Source organism: Pseudoblastomonas marina (genome assembly GCF_014641655.1).
GTDB lineage: Bacteria > Pseudomonadota > Alphaproteobacteria > Sphingomonadales > Sphingomonadaceae > Alteriqipengyuania_A > Alteriqipengyuania_A marina.
In genome coordinates this window covers 2,114,880-2,134,082 of record NZ_BMID01000001.1, presented here as the reverse complement: position 1 = coordinate 2,134,082, position 19,203 = coordinate 2,114,880, and the positions used below count along the sequence as shown (strand labels likewise).

Annotated in this window: 11 protein-coding genes; 9 read left to right on the top strand and 2 right to left on the bottom strand. The window is 61.1% G+C overall.

Translation table 11 applies throughout. From position 1 onward, the window contains the following. Positions 1 to 48: 48 nt before the first annotated feature. From ptsP to tilS, 4 genes are all read left to right on the top strand, one after another. Entirely contained in the window at positions 49 to 2,322 is a 2,274-nt protein-coding gene (gene ptsP / locus IEW49_RS10400) for a phosphoenolpyruvate--protein phosphotransferase (RefSeq protein WP_188642585.1), read from the top strand. Between the two features lie 175 nt (positions 2,323 to 2,497). Further along, positions 2,498 to 3,355, top strand: coding sequence for a helix-turn-helix domain-containing protein (locus tag IEW49_RS10395; protein ID WP_188642584.1), 858 nt, complete (start codon positions 2,498 to 2,500; stop codon positions 3,353 to 3,355). 121 nt (positions 3,356 to 3,476) lie between these two features. Next, entirely contained in the window at positions 3,477 to 4,388 is a 912-nt protein-coding gene (locus tag IEW49_RS10390; RefSeq protein WP_188642583.1) for a tetratricopeptide repeat protein, read from the top strand. Continuing rightward, on the top strand, positions 4,378 to 5,349 hold the full coding sequence (gene tilS, locus IEW49_RS10385) for a tRNA lysidine(34) synthetase TilS (protein WP_308419704.1): 972 nt from the start codon (positions 4,378 to 4,380) through the stop codon (positions 5,347 to 5,349). The genes IEW49_RS10390 and tilS overlap by 11 nt, the downstream gene beginning before the upstream one ends. 1 nt (position 5,350) lies before the next feature. On the opposite strand, the gene IEW49_RS10380 is transcribed toward tilS, so the two are convergent. Both IEW49_RS10380 and IEW49_RS10375 read right to left on the bottom strand, forming a co-directional pair. Beyond that, the gene (locus IEW49_RS10380) at positions 5,351 to 6,016 is read right to left on the bottom strand and encodes a L,D-transpeptidase family protein (protein WP_188642582.1); all 666 of its coding nucleotides are present in this window, start codon (positions 6,014 to 6,016) and stop codon (positions 5,351 to 5,353) included. A 100-nt stretch (positions 6,017 to 6,116) separates the two neighbouring features. Next, positions 6,117 to 6,911: a transglutaminase-like domain-containing protein gene (locus IEW49_RS10375; RefSeq protein WP_188642581.1), complete on the bottom strand. Its 795-nt coding sequence runs from the start codon at positions 6,909 to 6,911 to the stop codon at positions 6,117 to 6,119. A gap of 360 nt (positions 6,912 to 7,271) precedes the next feature. On the opposite strand from IEW49_RS10375, the gene IEW49_RS10370 reads away from it, so the two are divergent. The 5 genes from IEW49_RS10370 to IEW49_RS10350 all read left to right on the top strand — a co-directional run bounded on the left by IEW49_RS10370 (position 7,272) and on the right by IEW49_RS10350 (position 19,181). Next, positions 7,272 to 7,529 carry a helix-turn-helix transcriptional regulator gene (locus IEW49_RS10370; protein WP_061926357.1) on the top strand — a complete coding sequence of 86 codons (258 nt, stop codon included), beginning with the start codon at positions 7,272 to 7,274 and terminating at the stop codon, positions 7,527 to 7,529. Further along, positions 7,529 to 8,797, top strand: coding sequence for a type II toxin-antitoxin system HipA family toxin (locus tag IEW49_RS10365; protein WP_061926355.1), 1,269 nt, complete (start codon positions 7,529 to 7,531; stop codon positions 8,795 to 8,797). The genes IEW49_RS10370 and IEW49_RS10365 overlap by 1 nt, the downstream gene beginning before the upstream one ends. Before the next feature lie 137 nt (positions 8,798 to 8,934). After that, positions 8,935 to 10,782: a DUF262 domain-containing protein gene (locus tag IEW49_RS10360; RefSeq protein ID WP_156170844.1), complete on the top strand. Its 1,848-nt coding sequence runs from the start codon at positions 8,935 to 8,937 to the stop codon at positions 10,780 to 10,782. Positions 10,783 to 10,791: 9 nt separating this feature from the next. After that, positions 10,792 to 13,659: a class I SAM-dependent DNA methyltransferase gene (locus IEW49_RS10355; RefSeq protein WP_047822153.1), complete on the top strand. Its 2,868-nt coding sequence runs from the start codon at positions 10,792 to 10,794 to the stop codon at positions 13,657 to 13,659. Continuing rightward, positions 13,659 to 19,181, top strand: coding sequence for a DUF3320 domain-containing protein (locus IEW49_RS10350; RefSeq protein ID WP_083440146.1), 5,523 nt, complete (start codon positions 13,659 to 13,661; stop codon positions 19,179 to 19,181). The genes IEW49_RS10355 and IEW49_RS10350 overlap by 1 nt, the downstream gene beginning before the upstream one ends. Positions 19,182 to 19,203 lie beyond the last annotated feature (22 nt).

Genomic DNA, 19,203 nt, shown 5'->3' with positions numbered 1-19,203 from the left:
GCGTGAGCCGCTTTCCCTAGCGGCTCACCCTGCGCTAAGGGTCGGCGCATGCCCAAAGCCGCTGCCGCCGCCCGCACGATCCTCACCCGCCTTCACGAGGTGATGGCTTCGCGCGACAGCGCGCAATCGAAACTGAACACCGTCGTCGAGGTGATCGGCGAGGAGCTCGATAGCGAGGTTTGCTCGATCTACCTCCTGCGCGAGGGCGAACTCGAACTGTTCGCCACCAGGGGCCTCGACCAGTCCGCCGTCCACGTCACCCGGCTCGGAACGGGCGAGGGCCTGGTCGGCACGATCGCGATCAATATCGAGACGCTCAACCTCGCCGAGGCGGCGTCGCATCCCGACTTCAGCTACCGCCCCGAAACGGGCGAGGACAAGTTCCACTCCTTTGCCGGCGTGCCCATCGTGCGGCGCGAACGGGCGGTGGGCGTGCTCTCGGTTCAGCATGCCGATCCGCGCCGCTACGACGATGTCGAGATCGAGGCGCTGCAGACCGTCGCGATGGTGCTCGCCGAACTGATCGACAATGCCGGACTGGTCGACAATGAAGCCGTATCGGGCGCGAACGAGCAATTGACCGAACCGTGCCAGCTCCACGGGCAGACCTTGGTGCGCGGCCTCGCCGCAGGCAGTGCGGTGTTCCACCAGCCGCGGATCACGATCGAGCACACGGTGGCCGAGGATACCGAGGCCGAACGCCAGCGGGTCTATCTCGCCTTTGACAAGATGCGCGAGCAGATCGACAACATGGCGAACCAGGCGGAGTTCGGCGTCGGCGGCGAGCACGAGGAGGTCCTCGCGACCTACAAGATGTTCGCCTATGACGAAGGCTGGTCGCGGCGGATCAACGAAGCGATCGACAGCGGGCTGACCGCCGAGGCCGCGATCGAACGCGTCCAGCAGCGCACCCGCATGCGCATGCGCCAGATCGACGACCCGCTGCTCGCCGACCGGATGCACGATCTCGAGGATCTCGCGAACCGGTTGTTGCGGATCGTCTCGGGCCAGCTCGGTACCGCGGCGAGCCGGGGGCTGCGCGAGGATGCGATCCTGATTGCGCGCAATCTCGGTCCGGCGGAACTGCTCGAGTACGACAAGCGCCGCCTGAAGGGCGTGGTGCTCGAGGAAGGATCGCTCACCGCCCATGTCGTGATCGTGGCGCGCGCGATGGGCGTGCCGGTGCTCGGGCGGATTCGCAATCTGCGCGGGCATGTCCGCGAAGGCGACCCGATCCTGCTCGATGCCGACAGCGCAACCGCCTTCGTGCGGCCCGCGCAAAGCGTGGTCGATGCGTTCGAGGCGCGTTTCACCCAGAACAAGAAGCGCCAGGCGGCCTATGCCGAATTGCGCGACGTCGAGCCATTCACCCGCGACGGCACGCGGATCATGGTGATGATGAATGCCGGGCTGCGCGACGACATGCCGACGCTCGCGCTGACCGGCGCGGACGGCATCGGCCTGTTCCGGACCGAGTTCCAGTTCCTCGTTTCCTCGACCCTGCCGCAGCGCGAGCGCCAGACGCGCCTCTATCGCGACGTGCTCGATGCCGCCGGAAACAAGCCGGTGGTGTTCCGCACGGTCGATATCGGCGGCGACAAGGCGCTGCCCTATCTCCAGGCGGACGATATCGAGGCGGAGGAAAATCCCGCGATGGGCTGGCGCGCGCTGCGCATCGCGCTCGATCGCGAAGGCCTGATGAAGGCGCAGTCGCGCGCGCTCCTGGAGGCCGCGGCGGGGCGTACGCTCAACGTGATGTTCCCGATGGTGTCCGAGCCGTGGGAATTCGACGCTGCGCGTGCGATCTTCGAAAGCCAGCTCAAATGGCTGCGCGAACAGCGCAAGCGCGTGCCCGAGGAAGTTCGCTACGGGTGCATGCTCGAAGTACCGGCGCTCGCCGAATGCCTCGACGACCTGCTGCCGCGGCTGTCCTTCATTTCGGTCGGGACCAACGATCTGACCCAGTTCCTGTTCGCGGCCGACCGCGCGCATCCGCGCCTCGCCGAACGTTACGACTGGCTGAGCCCGGCGATCCTGCGTTTCCTCAAGCGGGTCCACCAGGCCACGGTCGGGCGGCAGGTCGACATCGGCGTGTGCGGCGAGATGGGCGGTCGGCGGCTCGAGGCGCTAGCCCTCATCGGGCTCGGCTATCGACGCCTCTCGATCACCCCGGCGGCAGTCGGGCCGATCAAGGAACTGGTCCGGCGGATCGATATCCCGGCCATCGAATCGGCGATGAACGAGTGGCTCGTCAATCCGCCGCCGAACATGCGCGAGGCGCTGTCCGAATGGGCCAAGGCGCATGAAATCGAGGTGGATTAGGCAGCGCAGCCTCGCGCAGCGGACGAACCATCGGTGATTCGGCTCGGCTCGGCGCTTCGCGGCGATTCGTTCATTGACTCTTAGCCTTCCGCGGGCACTCTTGGGCCCAGACGGAAAGTTTGGGCGGGGATTGATGACGGCGCAATCGGCTCCGGTGCATCCGGAAGAAAATGACGTGGAAGATGAAAACGTAGCCGCGGAAGCGGACGCGCAACTGCGTGCGCACGAACGGCTCGCGGCGGCGCGCAAGGAGCGCGGGCTCTCGCGCAACGAGATCGCGAATAAGACCAAGATCCCGCAGCGCTCGCTCGAAGCGCTCGAGGATGGCGATTACGACGCGCTCCCTTCGCGCACTTATGCGATCGGCTTCTCGCGTACCTTCGCCCGTGCGGTCGGGCTCGACGGCGAGGAGATCGCCGAGCAGGTGCGGGTCGAACTCGACGGTGCCGCGGCCTATGATCGGGTCGGCCAGCCCGACAAGTTCGAACCGGGCGATCCGGCGCGGGTCGCCAGCCCTAAGATTGCATGGATTGCCGCGATCGCCGGGCTCGTGCTGATGGTTGCGGGCGCGCTGACCTTCTGGCGCAGCTATTTTGCGCCCGGCGCCGAATTCCCGCCTTTGCGCAGCGACGATCCCGCCGAGCAGGGTGAGGCCACCCAGCAAGCCGGCGTCGAGGAGGAGGCCGACGGGCCGGCCGGTCCGATTTCGCAGGACGACGAGGTCGTGTTCACCTCGCTCGCCGACGAAGTGTGGGTCAAGTTCTACGACAGCAACGGCCGCCAATTGATGCAGAAGATCATGGCCAAGGGCGAAAGCTACACCGTGCCCAGCGAGGTCGAGCGCCCGCTGCTCTGGACGGGGCGGCCCGAAGCGCTCGGTATCAGCGTGGGCGGACGCGAATTGCCGCGGCTCTCGGCCGAACAGGTGACGATGAAGGACGTGCCGGTCTCGGCCGTCGCGCTGGGCCAGCGCTTCGGGCAGCCGGTTGAAAACGCACCCGATCCGGCGGCGACATCCACCACTGAAGGCTGATCTCCGCTCGACAGCGGCCCCGCCGTTTGGTTATCAATTCGTTCATCGCGTGTTGGTCCGGACGGGGCCATGTTGCGCGTATCATCCGGCCAGTCACGGTCAGGACAGTCAGGGATCGACCATGCTTCGCTTTTCCGTAACCGATTTCAAAACCTCGATCGGCGCCGCGCTCGCGCTGGGCCTCGCCGTCGCTTCCGTGCCGGCGCAGGCCCAGGACGATGCCGAAGTGCGCATCCGCGCGCTCGAAGCGCAGGTCCGCGCGTTGCAGCGCGTCGTCTTTCCCGGCGGCGACGGCCGTTTCTTCGAACCGCAGGTCGATCGCGGCACGTCGTCGCAGGGCGGCTCGCAGGCGGGTACGCCGGCGACCGGCGCGGTGACCGATATCCTTGCTCGGCTCGAAGCGCTCGAGACCGAGCTCGCCCGCCTGACCTCGCTGGCTGAGGAAAACCGCAACGACCTGCGCGGGCTCGATACGCGGCTGACGACGCTCGAAAGCGCGGCGGAGGCCGAGGCGGTCGCCGAGACAGCCGAAGTAACCGTCGCTCCCGAAACCACCACCGCCGTAGCCGTGCCCGAGCAACGCGAAGAACCGTCCGCCGAGCGCGTCGCGGCGGTCGCGGCGATCGTCAAGCCGCAGTCGGACGATCCGGGCGATGATGAATACACCTACGGTTTTCGCCTGTGGGATGCGGGTTTCTATCCCGAAGCACGCCAGCAGCTGAAGATCTTCGTGCGCGATTATCCGAACCACCCGCTGATCAGCTTCGGCCGCAACCTGATCGGCCGCGCTTATCTCGACGATGGCGATCCCGAGCAGGCCGCCGCGTGGTTCGTCGAGAACTACACTTCGGACAAGACCGGGCGCCGCGCCGCCGACAGCGTGCTCTACCTCGCGATCGCGATGATCCGCCGCAACGAGACCGAGCGCGCCTGCACCGCGCTCGGCGTGTTCTCTCGCGAATTCGCCGCGGAGGCCGTCGGGCGGCTCGAAACGCTCTACAACACCACGCGCGAGCGGGTGAATTGCAGCTGAGGAAGACCCGCCCATTGATAGCCTTCCCGCCTCGCTACGGTTCCGGTTCCAGGACAGCATCCGCGCGCTGACCGACGGCGCGCCGGGGCGGCTGGGCGTCGCCGTCTCGGGCGGACCCGATAGCCTCGCGCTCCTGTTGCTCGCGGCGGAGTCCTTTCCGGGAGCAGTGTGCGCGGCGACGGTCGACCACGGCTTGCGCGCAGAAAGCGCTGCCGAAGCCGGGCTCGTTGCACAATATTGCGGCGAGCTTGGCGTTCCGCACGATACGCTCGTGATCGAGATCGGCGAGGGCAATGTTTCGGAACGCGCCCGCGAGGCGCGCTACGAGGCGCTCGCGGGATGGGCGGCTCGCCAAGGCGTCTCGCACGTCGCCACCGCCCATCATGCAGACGACCAGGTCGAAACGTTCCTGATGCGCCTCAATCGCGGCTCGGGCGTGGCGGGTCTCGCAGGAATCCGGAAGCGCGCCCGAATCTCCGCGCTGGAGGTGATCCGCCCGCTGCTCGACTGGCGGCGGGCGGAACTGGCCGAACTGGTCGAGGCACGCGGCTGGATGTCGGTCGACGATCCCTCCAACCGCGACCCGCGCTACGACCGCGCGAGAATTCGGGCGGCGCTGATCGAGGCCGATTGGCTCGACCCGGAGGCGATCGCGGCGAGTGCGGCGCACTTGGCCGATGCCGATACCGCGCTCGACTGGATGGCGGACCGTATCATGGCCGGGACCGTCAGGGCGGTCGGCGATCGACTGGCATTGCCCGCCGACCTGCCACGCGCACTCGCTCTGAGGGTCGTTGCGCGACTGCTCGGGCAAATCGGCGAGGGTGCACCGCGGGGCTCCGAGATCGCGCGGCTTTGCGATGCCTTGGCGGCGGGGAAGGTCGCGACGCTCGCGGGTGTGGTCGCGCGACCAGGGAAGGGCGTGTGGCGGTTCGGAAAGGCCCCCGAACGGCGCGGCTAGGTCAGATCAGCGGGTCGCCGACGCCGATCCGCTTGCCGTCGGTGACGACGACCTTGTCGCCCAGCTTGGCGATGGCGAACAGCTTGGCCGCGAATTCCTCGGGCGTCCCGACGCAGCCGTGGCTGGCATAGCCGTTCTCGACCAGGCTGCCGTGGATCGCCACCCCGTCCCAGGTGAGGCGCATCATGTACGGCATCTCGGCATCGTAGAGATTCGAGACGTGATCCTTGTTCTTCTGCAGGATCGGGAACACGCCGACCGGGGTCGGATGCTCGTCGGTGCCGAGCAGCACGGCCGCCGCGCCGATCTCGTAACCGTCGCGGAACACCGAGATCACGCGCGCCTGCTTGTCGACCGTGATCACCAGCGGACCGTCGGGAACGCCCTCATCGTCCCAGTGCCATTCGCCGTACTTGATCGGGCCGGAGATCGGCAGCACCCGCTTGATCACGAACGGATCGGGCGCGACCGGTTCGGGCGTCGCTTGGACCTCCTGCACCACCTGGGTGGCAACCTTTTCCTCGCCCAGCGTATCCTCGTAGGCAATGTCCTGCGCCGTTGCATCCTCGCCCGCACCGACGAGCAGTGCGCCCCCGGCCGAAATGCCGAGCGCCAACACGAGGCCGCCGAATGCGCCGAGGCGCTGGAGAGGAGAAAGCGTCGCCATTCGCCCACCTTGTAGCCGGAACGATGGTAAATTTGGAGCGGTTTCGCATGACGCGTCCCGCAATGCGACGGCGGCAGGCCTTGGTTAACGCCGCGCAGGCTCAGGCGCGGGCAACCGAAACCGACTTGTCGACCAGCTGCAACTGCCCGAAACTGGTGAGGAAACTGACATCCGCGGCATCGCGGCCGACGCCGATCTTCACCATGTCCGCCGCTTCGACCATGCCCGTCGCGTCGACCGGCTGCCATTCGCCCCCTTCGCCGTCGTCGCTGGCTAGGAAGACCTCGGCCACGGCGTGGAAGTCCTGCGGATCGACCTCGGGGCCGTAGAGGCTGACATAGCGCGCCGGGATCAGCGAGGCGCGCGCCATCGCGATCGTGACATGGGCATAGTCGCGACACACGCCGCGCCGCTCGACGAAGCTGTCGAGCGCGGTGGTGTGGGGCCCGCTCGCACCGGGGACGTAGGCGAACTTGCGCGAGAGCCAGTCGCAGATCGCCTCCATTCGCTTGCCGCCCGAGGTCCCCCCGAATTCGGCATCGACGAAGGCCTGGAACCGGTCGGCCTGGCAATAGCGGCTGTCGAACAGGTAGGGCACGACCTCGCCCGGCAGCCTGTGGGCCGGCAGCGCTTCGAGCGAGGGCACCGGCGAGAGATCGCGCCGCGGCTCGATCGTCGCCGTATAGTCGATCGCGACTTCGCCTTCGGCCCGCAGCCAGATCCGTTCGCCGATCATGTCCTGCGCCGGGACCCGCGCGAAATGCTCGCCCGCGCTGTGGTCGAGCGAACACTCGACCACCCGTTGTTCGGGGATGTCGGCGGCCTCGATCTGCAACAGGATGTCGGTCGGCCGGTCGAGTCGGACCTTGAGGTGGGTTTCGATGTCGAGCTTCATGCCTGCCCAATGCGCCAGCGAGGTAAAGTGTCCGATGGTCCGGGGAGTGGCGGTCGGTGGCGGAGACGGAGGTGGCAAGTGGGTTGATGCAATCACTTGTGGTTTAACGGAAATGTGAAGCGCTTCGAGGGCTCGCTACCACAATTGCTACCCCGCCTTCCTGAACTGCAATTTTCAGATCTGGCTTTGAGCAATTCGGGGGCTCAGAATCACGAAATTTTGGAGAAGCAGAATATTACCCGCACGGGAAAACTACCCTATCAAAACGTCTCTCCAAAGACGAAATATCCCGTTCGGGAAAATTCCCTTGCAATTGACCGGAAATTGGCATAGATTTCCCGCTCGGGAAAGGTAACGTACATGCTCGATGTTGCCACTATCGGCCAGATCATTCGCGATGAACGCAAGGAGCTTGGACTACGCCAGGACGAGCTGGCCGCCGCAAGCGGGGTGGGCCTGCGCTTTTTGGTCGAGCTGGAGCGAGGAAAGCCCACCGTCCAAATGGGCAAGGTGCTTGATGTGCTCGCGGCCCTTGGATGCGAACTACAGATCAAGCGGCCCGACGGAATCGTGACCGCCGGTCGAATGGATGAGCCTAAGAAGGACGAGGTGGAGTGATGCTGCCGGTCTTGGACACGCTGGTTGTCTGGTGGGGCGAGCGTCAGGCGGGCGAACTGTCCATCGACAAGGGTGGTGCGATGCACTTCGTCTATTTGCCGGAATGGCTCGCTGACGACAAGGCACCGGCACTTTCCCACGCAATGCCTAAGCAGGAAGGGCCATTTGGGGACCATGCCTGCAAGGCGGTCTTTGGCGGTCTGCTTCCCGAAGAAGGTCAGCGCACCGCTATCGCCCGGGCACTTGGGGTTTCGCCTGACAATCCATTTCGTCTGCTCGAGGCCTTGGGCGGAGATGTTGCGGGTACTCTGGCCTTCCTGCCCGAGGGGGAAGAGCTGTTCCAAGCCTACTCCACGACCGCTCCAGAACCACTCCTAGAGGGCGAGCTAGCGGAACTATTCGACCGTTTGCCTTCCGTGCCCATGCTGGCAGGCGAGGGCGGCGCAAGGCTGAGCCTTGCAGGGGCTCAGAGTAAACTGCCCGTGGTGCTCACCGCAGAAGGAGGCATCGCGATCCCTCGTCCGGGCGAACCCTCTACCCATTTAATAAAGCCCGAACCGGACCGCTTTCCCTACCTGGCTGCGAATGAGGCCTTCTGCCTCGCTTTGGCACGCGCCGTGGGTATCGATGCAGCCCATGCAGAGTGGCGCACTGCTGCGGGGAAACCGTTCCTGCTGGTTGAACGCTATGATCGCATCTCGGTTGAAGGAAAAACACACCGACTGCACCAGGAAGACTTCGCCCAAGCACTTGGCGTACCCTCGAACCGAAAATACGCGGCAGAGGGTGGACCGACCTTTCGGGACAGCTTTGCGCTGTTGCGTAGCGCTGCCACTCGACCCGCGCGCGAAGTGCTGAAACTTGCCGACGCGGCAATCTTCAACCTCATCATCGGCAACGCCGACGCTCACGCGAAGAATTACAGCCTGCTAAGACTTGAGAACGGCGAAGTGGCGCTTGCCCCGCTTTACGATGTCGTCGCCACACACATGTGGAAGCAACTCTCGCCAAAGCTCGCGATGCGATTTGGCCGCGCCGCGACCGTGGAGGAATTCGACATCGGGAACGTCGCGCGCTTCGCGGAAGAGGCCGGGCTGGGTGCGCCTTTCATCCGTCGCCGGTTGGCTGACCTTACTGAAGCGGTGAGGGCGGAGATTGAGAAGGGTGTTCAGGTGCCCGGCAATCCGGCTGAGGAAATGGTCGCGCCGGTCGCAGAGGCATTATCGGCTCGTGCCAGCATCGTTGCCTTGAAGCTCTTAGAGACATGAGGGTGCAGATCGGTGGTGCAAGAATGACGTTTCAATAGACCAAACGGAGTGATCGAGACAGATTTCGTCCATTACGTTCTTGCTAAATAATTCTCTATAAAGTCAATTCATCGCCAATCGGTTGGCAGGGGGCAATCTTGACGACGTCATTTCAGACCAATCCATACAAGCTCAGCGACCTCATGCGCGAATGCCATGAGGGCAAGCTTCAGCTGCCAGATTTTCAGCGTGGATGGGTTTGGGACCAAGATCGCATCACCGACCTTTTGGCTTCGATTTCTGAGGGCTTCCCAGTGGGTGCGCTTATGACCTTGGATGCGACTGGCGAAGTGTCGTTTGCGGTTCGCCCCGTTGAGGGCGCGCCCTCTCCCTCCAAGGATATCGAGGCTTACCTGCTTGATGGCCAGCAGCGCATGACCTCGCTCTACCAGTCGACTTACACAACCGTTCCAGTCTCAACTCAGACTGTGAAGAAGCGACCGATCAAGCTGCATTTCTACTTCGATATTCGCGCAGCGCTCGATCCCGATGTCCCGCGCAGCGAAGCCATTGTGCCGGTCCCCGAAGACCGGATCATCCGCGAGAACTTTGGCCGGGACATCAAGCTCGATCTTTCAACCGAGGAGAACGAGTTCGAACACCTGCATTTCCCGATCGACCGAATGTTTGAGGCGCATATTTGGAATCAGGCCGCAACAGCTTGGATCTACAAGGATCTCGCCCAGCGCGCGGAGCATCTCAAACTGGTCAACGACTTCATGCAGGAGGTCGTCAACAATTTTACCCAGTATCAGGTGCCGGTTATCAAACTGGGCAAGGACACGAGCAGGGCAGCTGTCTGCCTCGTTTTCGAAAAGGTGAACACAGGCGGAAAGCCGCTCGACGCATTCGAGCTTGTGACCGCGATGTATGCGGCAGATGAATTCCACCTGCGCGACGATTGGAAGGAACGCCGTAAGCGACTGGTCTCAAGCCAACCAGTGCTAGACAAGATCGAACCCGTCGAATTTCTGCAGGCGATCTCGTTGCTATATACCAAGGAGGTACGGGAAGCGGCGGCCGCAGCGGGCAAGGAGCCGCCGGCAATCAGCGCAACGCGCAACAGCCTGCTTCAGGTTCCATTGTCGGCATACCAGAAGTTCGCGCCGAAGGTTGAAGCGGGTTACATCGCGGCAGCCAAGTTTCTCCATTCGCTGAAGATCTTCAAGGCGCGGGATCTTCCCTATCAGACCCAACTTGTCCCGCTTGCGGCGATTTTGGCAGAGCTTGGGAATGCCTGGGAAAACGACGCAGTCCGGCAGAAGCTGGCCCGCTGGTACTGGTCCGGAGTGTTTGGGGAGCTGTATGGTTCGGCGGTTGAAAGCCGCTTCGCGCTCGACATTCGCGACTTCAAGCCTTGGCTGTCGGGCGGCGCAGAGCCTCAGACTGTTCAGCGAGCCAGCTTTGAGGAGCGCAGGTTGCGGACCCTTCGCTCAAGGCTTTCGGCAGCCTACAAGGGTGTTCATGCTCTGCTGATGAAATGCGGGGCGGAGGACTTCAAGTCAGGCCAGCCCTATGACCAGGCTGTGTTCTTCGATGAGAATGTCGACATCCATCACATCTTCCCGCAAGCGTGGTGCAAGAGTGTCGGGATTGGGCCGGAGATCTACAACAGCATCGTCAACAAGACGCCGATTGCGTCTGGCACCAACAGGATGCTCGGCGGTGTTGCCCCTTCCTCCTATCTGGGCAGGTTGACCAAGGGTAATGACAACAATCCGGCGATTGCCCCCGATCGCCTGACCGCGATCCTCCAGAGCCACGAGATCGAGGAAAGCTATCTGCATGCCGACGACTTCGAGGGGTTCATGGATGATCGGCGCCAGAGGCTGTTGACCATCATCGAAAACGCGATGGGCAAGGAGGCTTTGAAAGAGGCCGAGGTTCCATCCGACCATGACGAAGAGGATTACTACGCGGAAGAAGAGCTAGAGGCTGCGGAGTAACCACTACCCATGACCCCTGCAGAATTTATCCAGAAATGGCGCGCCGTTGACCTGAAAGAGCGTACGGCTTCCCAGTCGCACTTTAACGACATTTGCCGCCTGCTCGACATCGAAGACCCGATCACCGCCGACCCCAAGGGCGAATGGTTCACCTTTGAAAAGGGCGCTTCCAAAACCGGCGGGGGCGAGGGCTGGGCAGATGTCTGGCGCAAGGAATGCTTCGCCTGGGAATACAAGGGCAAGAAGAAGGACCTCGACCGCGCATTCGCCCAATTGCAGCAATATGCCATCGCGCTCGACAATCCGCCGCTGCTGATCGTCAGTGACATGGACCGCTTCCGCATCCACACCAACTGGACGAACACGGTGCAGGAGGTCCACGAATTCGCGCTGGATGATCTGCTCGATGGCGCCACCCGCGATCTCCTGCGCAATTGCTTCCTCGATCCTGAACGGCTGAAGCCAGCAAAGACGCGCCAGATGCTGACCGAAGAGGCGGCAGAGGAATTCTCCCAGCTTGCCCAACGTCTGCGCGCGCGCGGACATGAGGCCCATGCCGTCGCCCACTTTGTCAATCGGCTCGTCTTCTGCATGTTCGCCGAGGACGTTGGCCTGCTGCCCGACCACATGTTCACTGCCATGCTCAAGGCCAGCGTCGGGAAGCCGGATAGCTTCGCAACCAACGCAGCCATCCTGTTCGGGGCAATGAAGACCGGCGGACTGGTCGGCTTCACTAGAGTCGAATGGTTCAATGGGGGCCTGTTCGATGAAGACAGCGCCTTGCCCCTCGAACGCGCCGATATCGACAACCTGATTGCCGCCGCCGCTCTGGACTGGTCGGAGATTGATCCGTCAATCCTCGGCACGTTGTTTGAGCGTGGGCTGGACCCTGACAAGCGCAGCCAGTTGGGTGCGCATTACACCGATCGCGACAAGATCATGCAGATTGTCGAGCCGGTCATCATTCGCCCGCTAATGGCGGAATGGGATGTGGTTCGGGCAAAGATCGAGGAAGCGTTGGCCAAGGCCGAAAAAGCCACTGGCGGCGCGAGGACGCGGGCAGAGACCGAGGCCAAGCGCCATCAGGCTGAGTGGCACGAACGGCTCCGAAATTTCCGCGTCCTTGATCCCGCCTGCGGATCGGGCAATTTTCTCTATCTCTCTTTGCTGGCGCTCAAGGATATCGAGCATCGCACGAACCTTGAGGCCGAAGCGCTCTCACCGGCGCTTGCTGCACGCTTTCCCTCAAGCGGGCCGGAAAACGTCATGGGAATTGAAATCAATCCCTACGCTGCAGAACTAGCACGAGTCTCGGTCTGGATTGGAGAAATCCAGTGGATGCGCCGCAATGGGTTTGAGGCCGCCAAAAACCCGATCCTTCGCAGCCTTGGGAACATCGAGTGCAGAGATGCGATCTTGGCACCCGATGGGGCGGAAACACAATGGCCGGATGCAAATGCAATTGTCGGCAATCCACCTTTCCTAGGCGCAAAGCTTATGAAGCGTCTGCTGGGCGTGAAAGAGACGGAAGAAATTCGGGCTGCATTTGAAGGGCGATTGCCCGGTTTCACCGACCTTGCCTGTTACTGGTTTGAGAAGGCGAGAGAGAAAATTTCCGAAGGGCGCTGTGAGCGAGCGGGCTTGGTTGCCACGAACTCCATCCGAAAGAATACGAACCTTCCAGTCATGAAGCGCATTCTAAATGACTCGCGGATTTTCGAGGCGTGGAGCGAAGAGAAATGGACCATCGATGGCGCGGCAGTCGACGTATCGCTCGTTTGTTTTGGTGACAGTGGGCAGGCAGCCTATCTCAACGGCCAGGAGGTCGATTCAATCAACCCGGATTTGACCACTGGACTAAATCTAACATTGGCGCGTGCGGTACCCGAGAACAGGAATGGTGCCTATCTTGGGATCCAGAAGAGTGGTCCTTTCGACGTTCCGGGAGGGATGGCGAGAGTATGGTTGGCTGAGCCTACAAACCCCAATGGTTTGCCTAACAGCGAGATATTGAAGCCATACTGGAACGGAGATGATGTAACCGGGCGTCCAAGGGATTTTTGGCTCATCGATCTACCGCTCGGCCTTAGCGAAGCAGACGCATCCGCATTCGCGAGCCCGTTCGAACACATCCGAACAACCAATGACGAGGACGGAAAGACAATTGCAGAGCTTCGCGCGGAGCTTGGCGATCGGGCGGGCCCACGATGGTGGGAACCCCATTGGCCACGTCCAGAAATGCGGGCAAAGATCCATGCGGTTGATCGATATCTCGTCACGCCAGAAACTGCTCAGTATCGGATCTTCGTATGGCTCCAACTGCCGATACTGCCAGACAAGAACTTGATCGTAATCCCGCGTGATGACGATACGACCTTTGGTATTTTGCAGTGCCGGTTCCATGAGCTCTGGGCGCTGCGGAAGGGTTCTGACCTCCAAGACCGTCCAAGGTATACTCATACCTCGGTATTCGCGACCTTCCCTTTCCCGGTAGGACTTACGCCCGATGTCCCGACCGCCGATTATGCCGATGATCCGCGAGCGCAAGCCATCGCAACAGCCGCGTCCCGGCTCAATGAAATGCGCGAGAACTGGCTCAATCCGCCAGACTTGGTCGAGCGCGTCCCCGAAGTGGTTGAAGGCTATCCCGACCGCATCCTGCCAAAGGACGAGGCCGCCGCGAGAGAGCTGAAGAAGCGCACCCTCACCAACCTCTACAATGCCCGCCCCGCATGGCTGGACCACGCCCACCGCGCGCTCGATGAAGCGGTTGCCGAAGCCTACGGCTGGGGCGACGACTACCGCGCCGGTTTGCTGACCGACGACGAGATTCTGGCGCGCCTGTTCCGGCTCAATCAGGAAAGGGCGAACGGCTGATGCACGCTCCAGTCGCACCCGAAATCAATCGCCTGATTGACCTGATCGACTACGTCGAAGCCACCGAGCGCGACAAGCTGAAGACCGTGCTGGATTATCAGGACCACAAGGCCTTCCGGAAAACCGGCGCTGAGCTTCAAGGGTTGCCCGGCGTCGCGCTCGACGTGGGCCGTGATGACGATCCGATATGGTTGCGTGTCGACCGGTTGCCAAAGAAGGCGCCGCCAGCCCCGGAGGACGCTGAGCTATCGGTCTGGTTGACCTATCGCGACGATCCAAAAAGCGAGCCGCGACTAAAGAGCGAAGTCGCAGGAGCCGTCCTTGTTGAGGCTGGCTTGATCGCGGCCGAAGATGCTCCCGAGCATGTTTCGTTCGAGCACTTTGCCGAGCGCGAGGAGGTCGAACTCCTTTTCGAGTATTGGCTGAAAAATGCCTGGGCGAGTTGGGTCGAGACCGAGACGCCTCGCCGCGCGACAATCGCGCTCTATAATGCGCTGTTCATGCTGCGCCAGCAACTCGAAGGCGTTAGCGATATCCCGCTTGAGCTTACGTGCGGCATCGGCTTCGCTACGCTGTTTCGTGACGGCAAGCGATTGCGGTACCCCTTGCTGACTGTAGCGCAGGAAATCAGCCTGAATGAGTTGACCCATGCAATTGAGGTGAGGCCTCGCATGGAAGCCGATCCTGGCCTCGAACTGGATGCTCTGGACAAGATGGGGCTGGGTGCGCTCGATCAATGGCGCTCTGCCACCGAGAAGTTTCTTGACGAACTGGAGGAAGAGAGCCTGTCTCCATTCGCCTCGGAGACGTTTGCGCCGCCGCTTCGCCAAGCCGCTGCCTTGCTCGACCCTGACGCTGTGTACCTTCCCGATCAGGATCCACCGCAGTCCGGGATCATCCCTTCGGTCGAACCACAGTTCCGCATTGGCGATGCCTTTGCATTCTTCCAGCGAGAGCGTCGTGCCACGCAGTTGATGGAAGATTTGCGCCGGTTCCGCTCACTTCTTGAAGACGGGGAAGAGGCGCCGGAGCTGCCGAGCGCAGTGGCCTCCCTGCTTGTTGAGCCCGCCGATGCGGTGAGCGAAGAGGAATACCCCGAGTTTCGCGGCATCTCCAGCATTCCCGGTGTAACGACCTCGACAGGTGAAGGGAAGGATCTGTTCTTTCCTTTGCCTTTCAACCGAGAACAGGTCGAAGTGGTGCAGCGCCTGGAAGTGCGCCCTGGTGTAGTTGTTCAAGGGCCGCCGGGGACTGGCAAGACACACACCATTGCAAATATCATTAGCCACTACCTTGCCCTCGGTAAGCGCGTCCTGGTCACATCGCAAAAGGCGCCCGCACTGAAGGTTTTGCGAGACAAACTACCGGAAGCGGTGCGTCCGCTCGCGGTGAGCCTGCTCGAAAGCGATCGGGACGGTCTCAAACAGTTTCAGGAATCCGTCGATATCATCGCCGAAAAGCTCCAACGCCTGCGGCGCCACGAGTTGCAGGACGAGATCGATGATCTCGACGAGCAGATTGACAGGCTGCACCGGCAACTGGCGCTGATCGATACAGAGGTCGACAAGATTGGTCGCGCGGCAATTTCGCCAATCACGCTGGATGGCGACACTTACGAACCAATTCGCGCCGCCCGGCTGGTCGCAGCCTCGCCGGAACTAACAGCTTGGATGCCGGATGATCTCGATGTGTCTTCATCCTGCGATCCAGCGTTTTCCGATTCCGACATCGCCGAACTCAGGACGGCTCGGAGGGTCGTAGGCGACGACCTCGTCTATATAAACGCGCGTCTTCCGGACCTTGAACGCCTTCCCACAGTTGAAGCGCTCCTAAATGCGCACAAGGATCTGTCGAAAGCTGAGCAGATCCGGGAAAGGATTAGCAGGGGTGAACTTCCGGCTTTGCGCGAAGATCGAGACGACACTGTTTCGCGTCTGCGGGACCTCACGGCCAAATTGAAGTCGCTGTCTGCCGAAGAGCAACGGGTGGCAGGAGCGCCCTATCCTTGGACCAATGAGTTGCTTCAATGCATTGGAGAGGCCGAGCCAGACAACCGACTGAGTGCCTTCGAAAGCTTACGTGAAGAGGCTTTACGGCTCGGCACCGAGTATCAATATTTCCTGACCAGGCCGGTATTCGTACCGGAGGAAGCGCTGATCGATCCCAAGTTCCTTGCTGCCATCGAAAGGGAGGCCGACGGCAAACCTGCATTGGGTCTTGTTAGCGGGATTTTCGCGGCAAAACTCAAAGCTCAATTGGGTGAAGTCACCGTGCTCGGTGAGCATGCCTCAGGTGCCGAAGCATGGAGCGACGTGCAGCGATTTGTGGCTGCACGAGCCTCAGTTCGGCGTTTTCAGGCGGCTTGGAGCAACGTGGTGGCCGGCGGAATTGGCGATCAGCTAGAGGGGCAAGAGTTAGGCTTGGCGCAACTCGCAAGGCGCCAGTTCGATCACATAGACGCTGCCAATGCATTGATCGCAAGCCGCCAAGAAATCCGGTCTATCGTCGATGCCATTTTTGTCTCGTTTTCAGCCCTGCGGGATGGAGATCAGCAAGCAATCAGCCATCTGCTCGATGCCGTTGACGCACACCTCTTACGATATCGATTGGCCGACGCTGAGAGCTTGCGCACTTCGCTCCGTTCAGAGTTGGATTCTTGTGAATACGAAGTCAGCACGGAGCTTCGAGCCCTAGCGGTAACGCGTTTGGGAAGCCCGGAAGTCTCAATCGATACCCTTTCTGAAGCGTGGACCTCTCTCATAACGCGCCTGCGAGAGATCAAAGCGAAATGCGACGCTTTTGAAAAGATTGCTGCGGTGACAGATCTCATCGAGATGTCTGGCGCCCGACGATGGGCGCGGCGTCTAAGGTCAAATCCGGTCAATGGTGTCGAAGATGAGCTCTTGCCTGGCGATTGGGAGAACCGGTGGCGTCTCCGCCGCTTAGAGCGCTGGCTGGATGCCAACGACAAGCATCATCGGCTCAGGGAACTTGGCTATGATCGCAATGAGAAGGAGACACTGCTCAAGCGAGCATACGAACGTTCGATAGAGCTGCGCACATGGCTTGAGCTTAGCAAGAAGGCTAGCGACGGGGTCAAGGCGGCACTCGCCGCTTATGCCGATGCCGTTCGAAGGATCGGGCGGGGCACCGGGAAACGTGCAGGCCGATACCGACGCCAAGCACGTGAGGCATCTGATCGCGCAAAAGGTGCTTTGCCATGCTGGATCATGCCGCACTACCGGGTTTCAGAATCGCTTCCCGCAGACTTGGGGCTGTTCGATCTCGTTATTGTTGACGAAGCATCTCAGTCGACGGTGGCGGCACTGCCAGCTCTTCTCCGAGCCAAGACCATCCTCATTGTTGGCGACGATAAGCAGGTGAGTCCCGACCTTGTAGGGCGCGATCAAGCGAGAGCGGATGAACTAGCGGTTCGACATCTTTCAGGGCAAGTTCCTGACTACCGTGCTTCTCTTCGCGAAGAGCAATCGTTGTATGATCTGGGTAAGGTTGTTTTCGCCGGTGGGGCGATCATGCTCACCGAACATTTCCGTTGTGTCGCGCCCATCATCGAATTTTCTAAGGCGCAGTTCTACAATCACCGCCTGAACCCGCTTCGGCTACCCACTGCCTCGGAACGGCTTGATCCTCCGCTAATCGACGTTCGGATCGAGGACGGCTATCGTCAGGGAGACATAAATCCTCCTGAAGCAGCCTACATCGTCGAAGAGATCGAGAGAATCACGTCCGATCCTATGATGGCAAAGAGGACGATCGGCGTAACAACCCTGTTAGGTCAAAAACAGGCAGCTCACATTTATAGCCTCATTGAGCAAAAACTGGGACCTGAGGTGATTGAGCAGCATCACCTCCGCGTTGGTGACCCAACCGCATTCCAAGGCGATGAACGAGACATCATGTTCATTTCCCTTGTGGCACAGACTGGCGACAGCGCGTTGTCCGGAGTGCGATTTGAGCAACGCTTCAATGTCGCCCTCTCGAGGGCATGTGACCGGACCTATCTGGTGCGCTCAATTGATGTGGAGGCCTTGCGCCATTCCGATCAGCTAAGGCGCGCGCTGCTGGATCATTTCCGTATGCCGTTTCCCTCTGATGGTCAGGAGGCCAAGGATCGGCGAGAAAAATGTGAGTCCGATTTTGAGCGCGAGATGTATGATTTGTTGGTCGAGAGAGGGTACAGGGTCGACACCCAAGTCAAGGTAGGGGACTTTAGGATCGACCTCGTCGTCGAGGGCGAGAATGACCGGCGTGTCGCCATTGAATGCGACGGCGATAGATATCACGGCCCTGATCGCTGGGCCGCCGACATGAACCGGCAGCGTATTTTGGAAAGAGCTGGTTGGACGGTCTGGAGATGCTTCGCATCTCGTTTCGTCAGGGACCAAGGACAAGTCCTGGAGGAACTGGTCGGATTCTTATCCGAGCGTGGCATTCAGCCAGTTGGCGGTTTCGACGAGTGGACAAGTCGACATGTTGAGCAACGTACCTGGCGTACTACTGACGCAGCTGGAGGTGACGACGCAGAGCAAACTTTCGCGCCTGATGAAACCGCTGACACTAGTGACGGTAACCAGGCCACCACGAATGATGAAGCTGCTCAGCATTCGCCTGCTGAGGACGAGGATCGCAACTCGACCAGGGTCACTGAAGGCCAAGTTCAGGCGGAGATTTTGCAGTTGATGTCGGATGGACAGGTCTGGAGCAACGCCCAGCTGAAGCGGACGTTGCCTGACCACCTTCCACTGTCACCTGCAGACCGCGAAACTGCTGCATTCAGGCCGCACGAAGAGAAATGGGAGGAGCTTGTTAATAACGCACTTTCTCCATCGCGCGGCAACTCGCTCCATTCGCGCGGGTTGGTGGAAAGCCGAGGAAGGGGGCTTCACCAGCTTGCCACCTCGCCTGGTCAAGATGAGCCGCAGACCTCGAATGATCGGTCCGTGGAATCGCCTGGAGCGGTTTATCGTTTGCCCCTTCACGAGGTGGGGCAAGAGTACCAGTTTTCCGAGTTGTCAGTGCCCGAAGGCGATGGCGATCAGATTTATGAAGATGGCTATCAACGACGGCTGGAATCAATCGTCGGGGAAGTCATCGAACTCGAAGGACCTGTCTACCTAGACTTAGTTGTCGAGCGGGTCGCCCGCGCGCACGGGAAGCAAAAGGCGGGAAGGATAATTCAGGAGAGGGTCGTTGCTGCGGTACCAGCCGAATGCCGACGGTCGCACGATGGGGATCGCCTTGTCCTTTTTTCCAAGCATTCGAGCCCGGAGACCATCGTACCCCTAAGGCCCTCAAGATCCGACTGGAGATCGCACCGGGATATCCCATTGATTGAGTTGGCGAGTTTGGCGCTACCCGGAATCCGTTCGAAGAAATCAGACGAAGATATTCTCGCGCATTTCTCCAAAGCGTTCAAATTGGCTCGGCTCCGACAGCCGACGAGGCTCAGATTCGAAGAGGCAATTGCGATTGCGAGATCGGCAGTAGAGGCTGAGGTATGATTGTTTCAGGCATACGACGCTC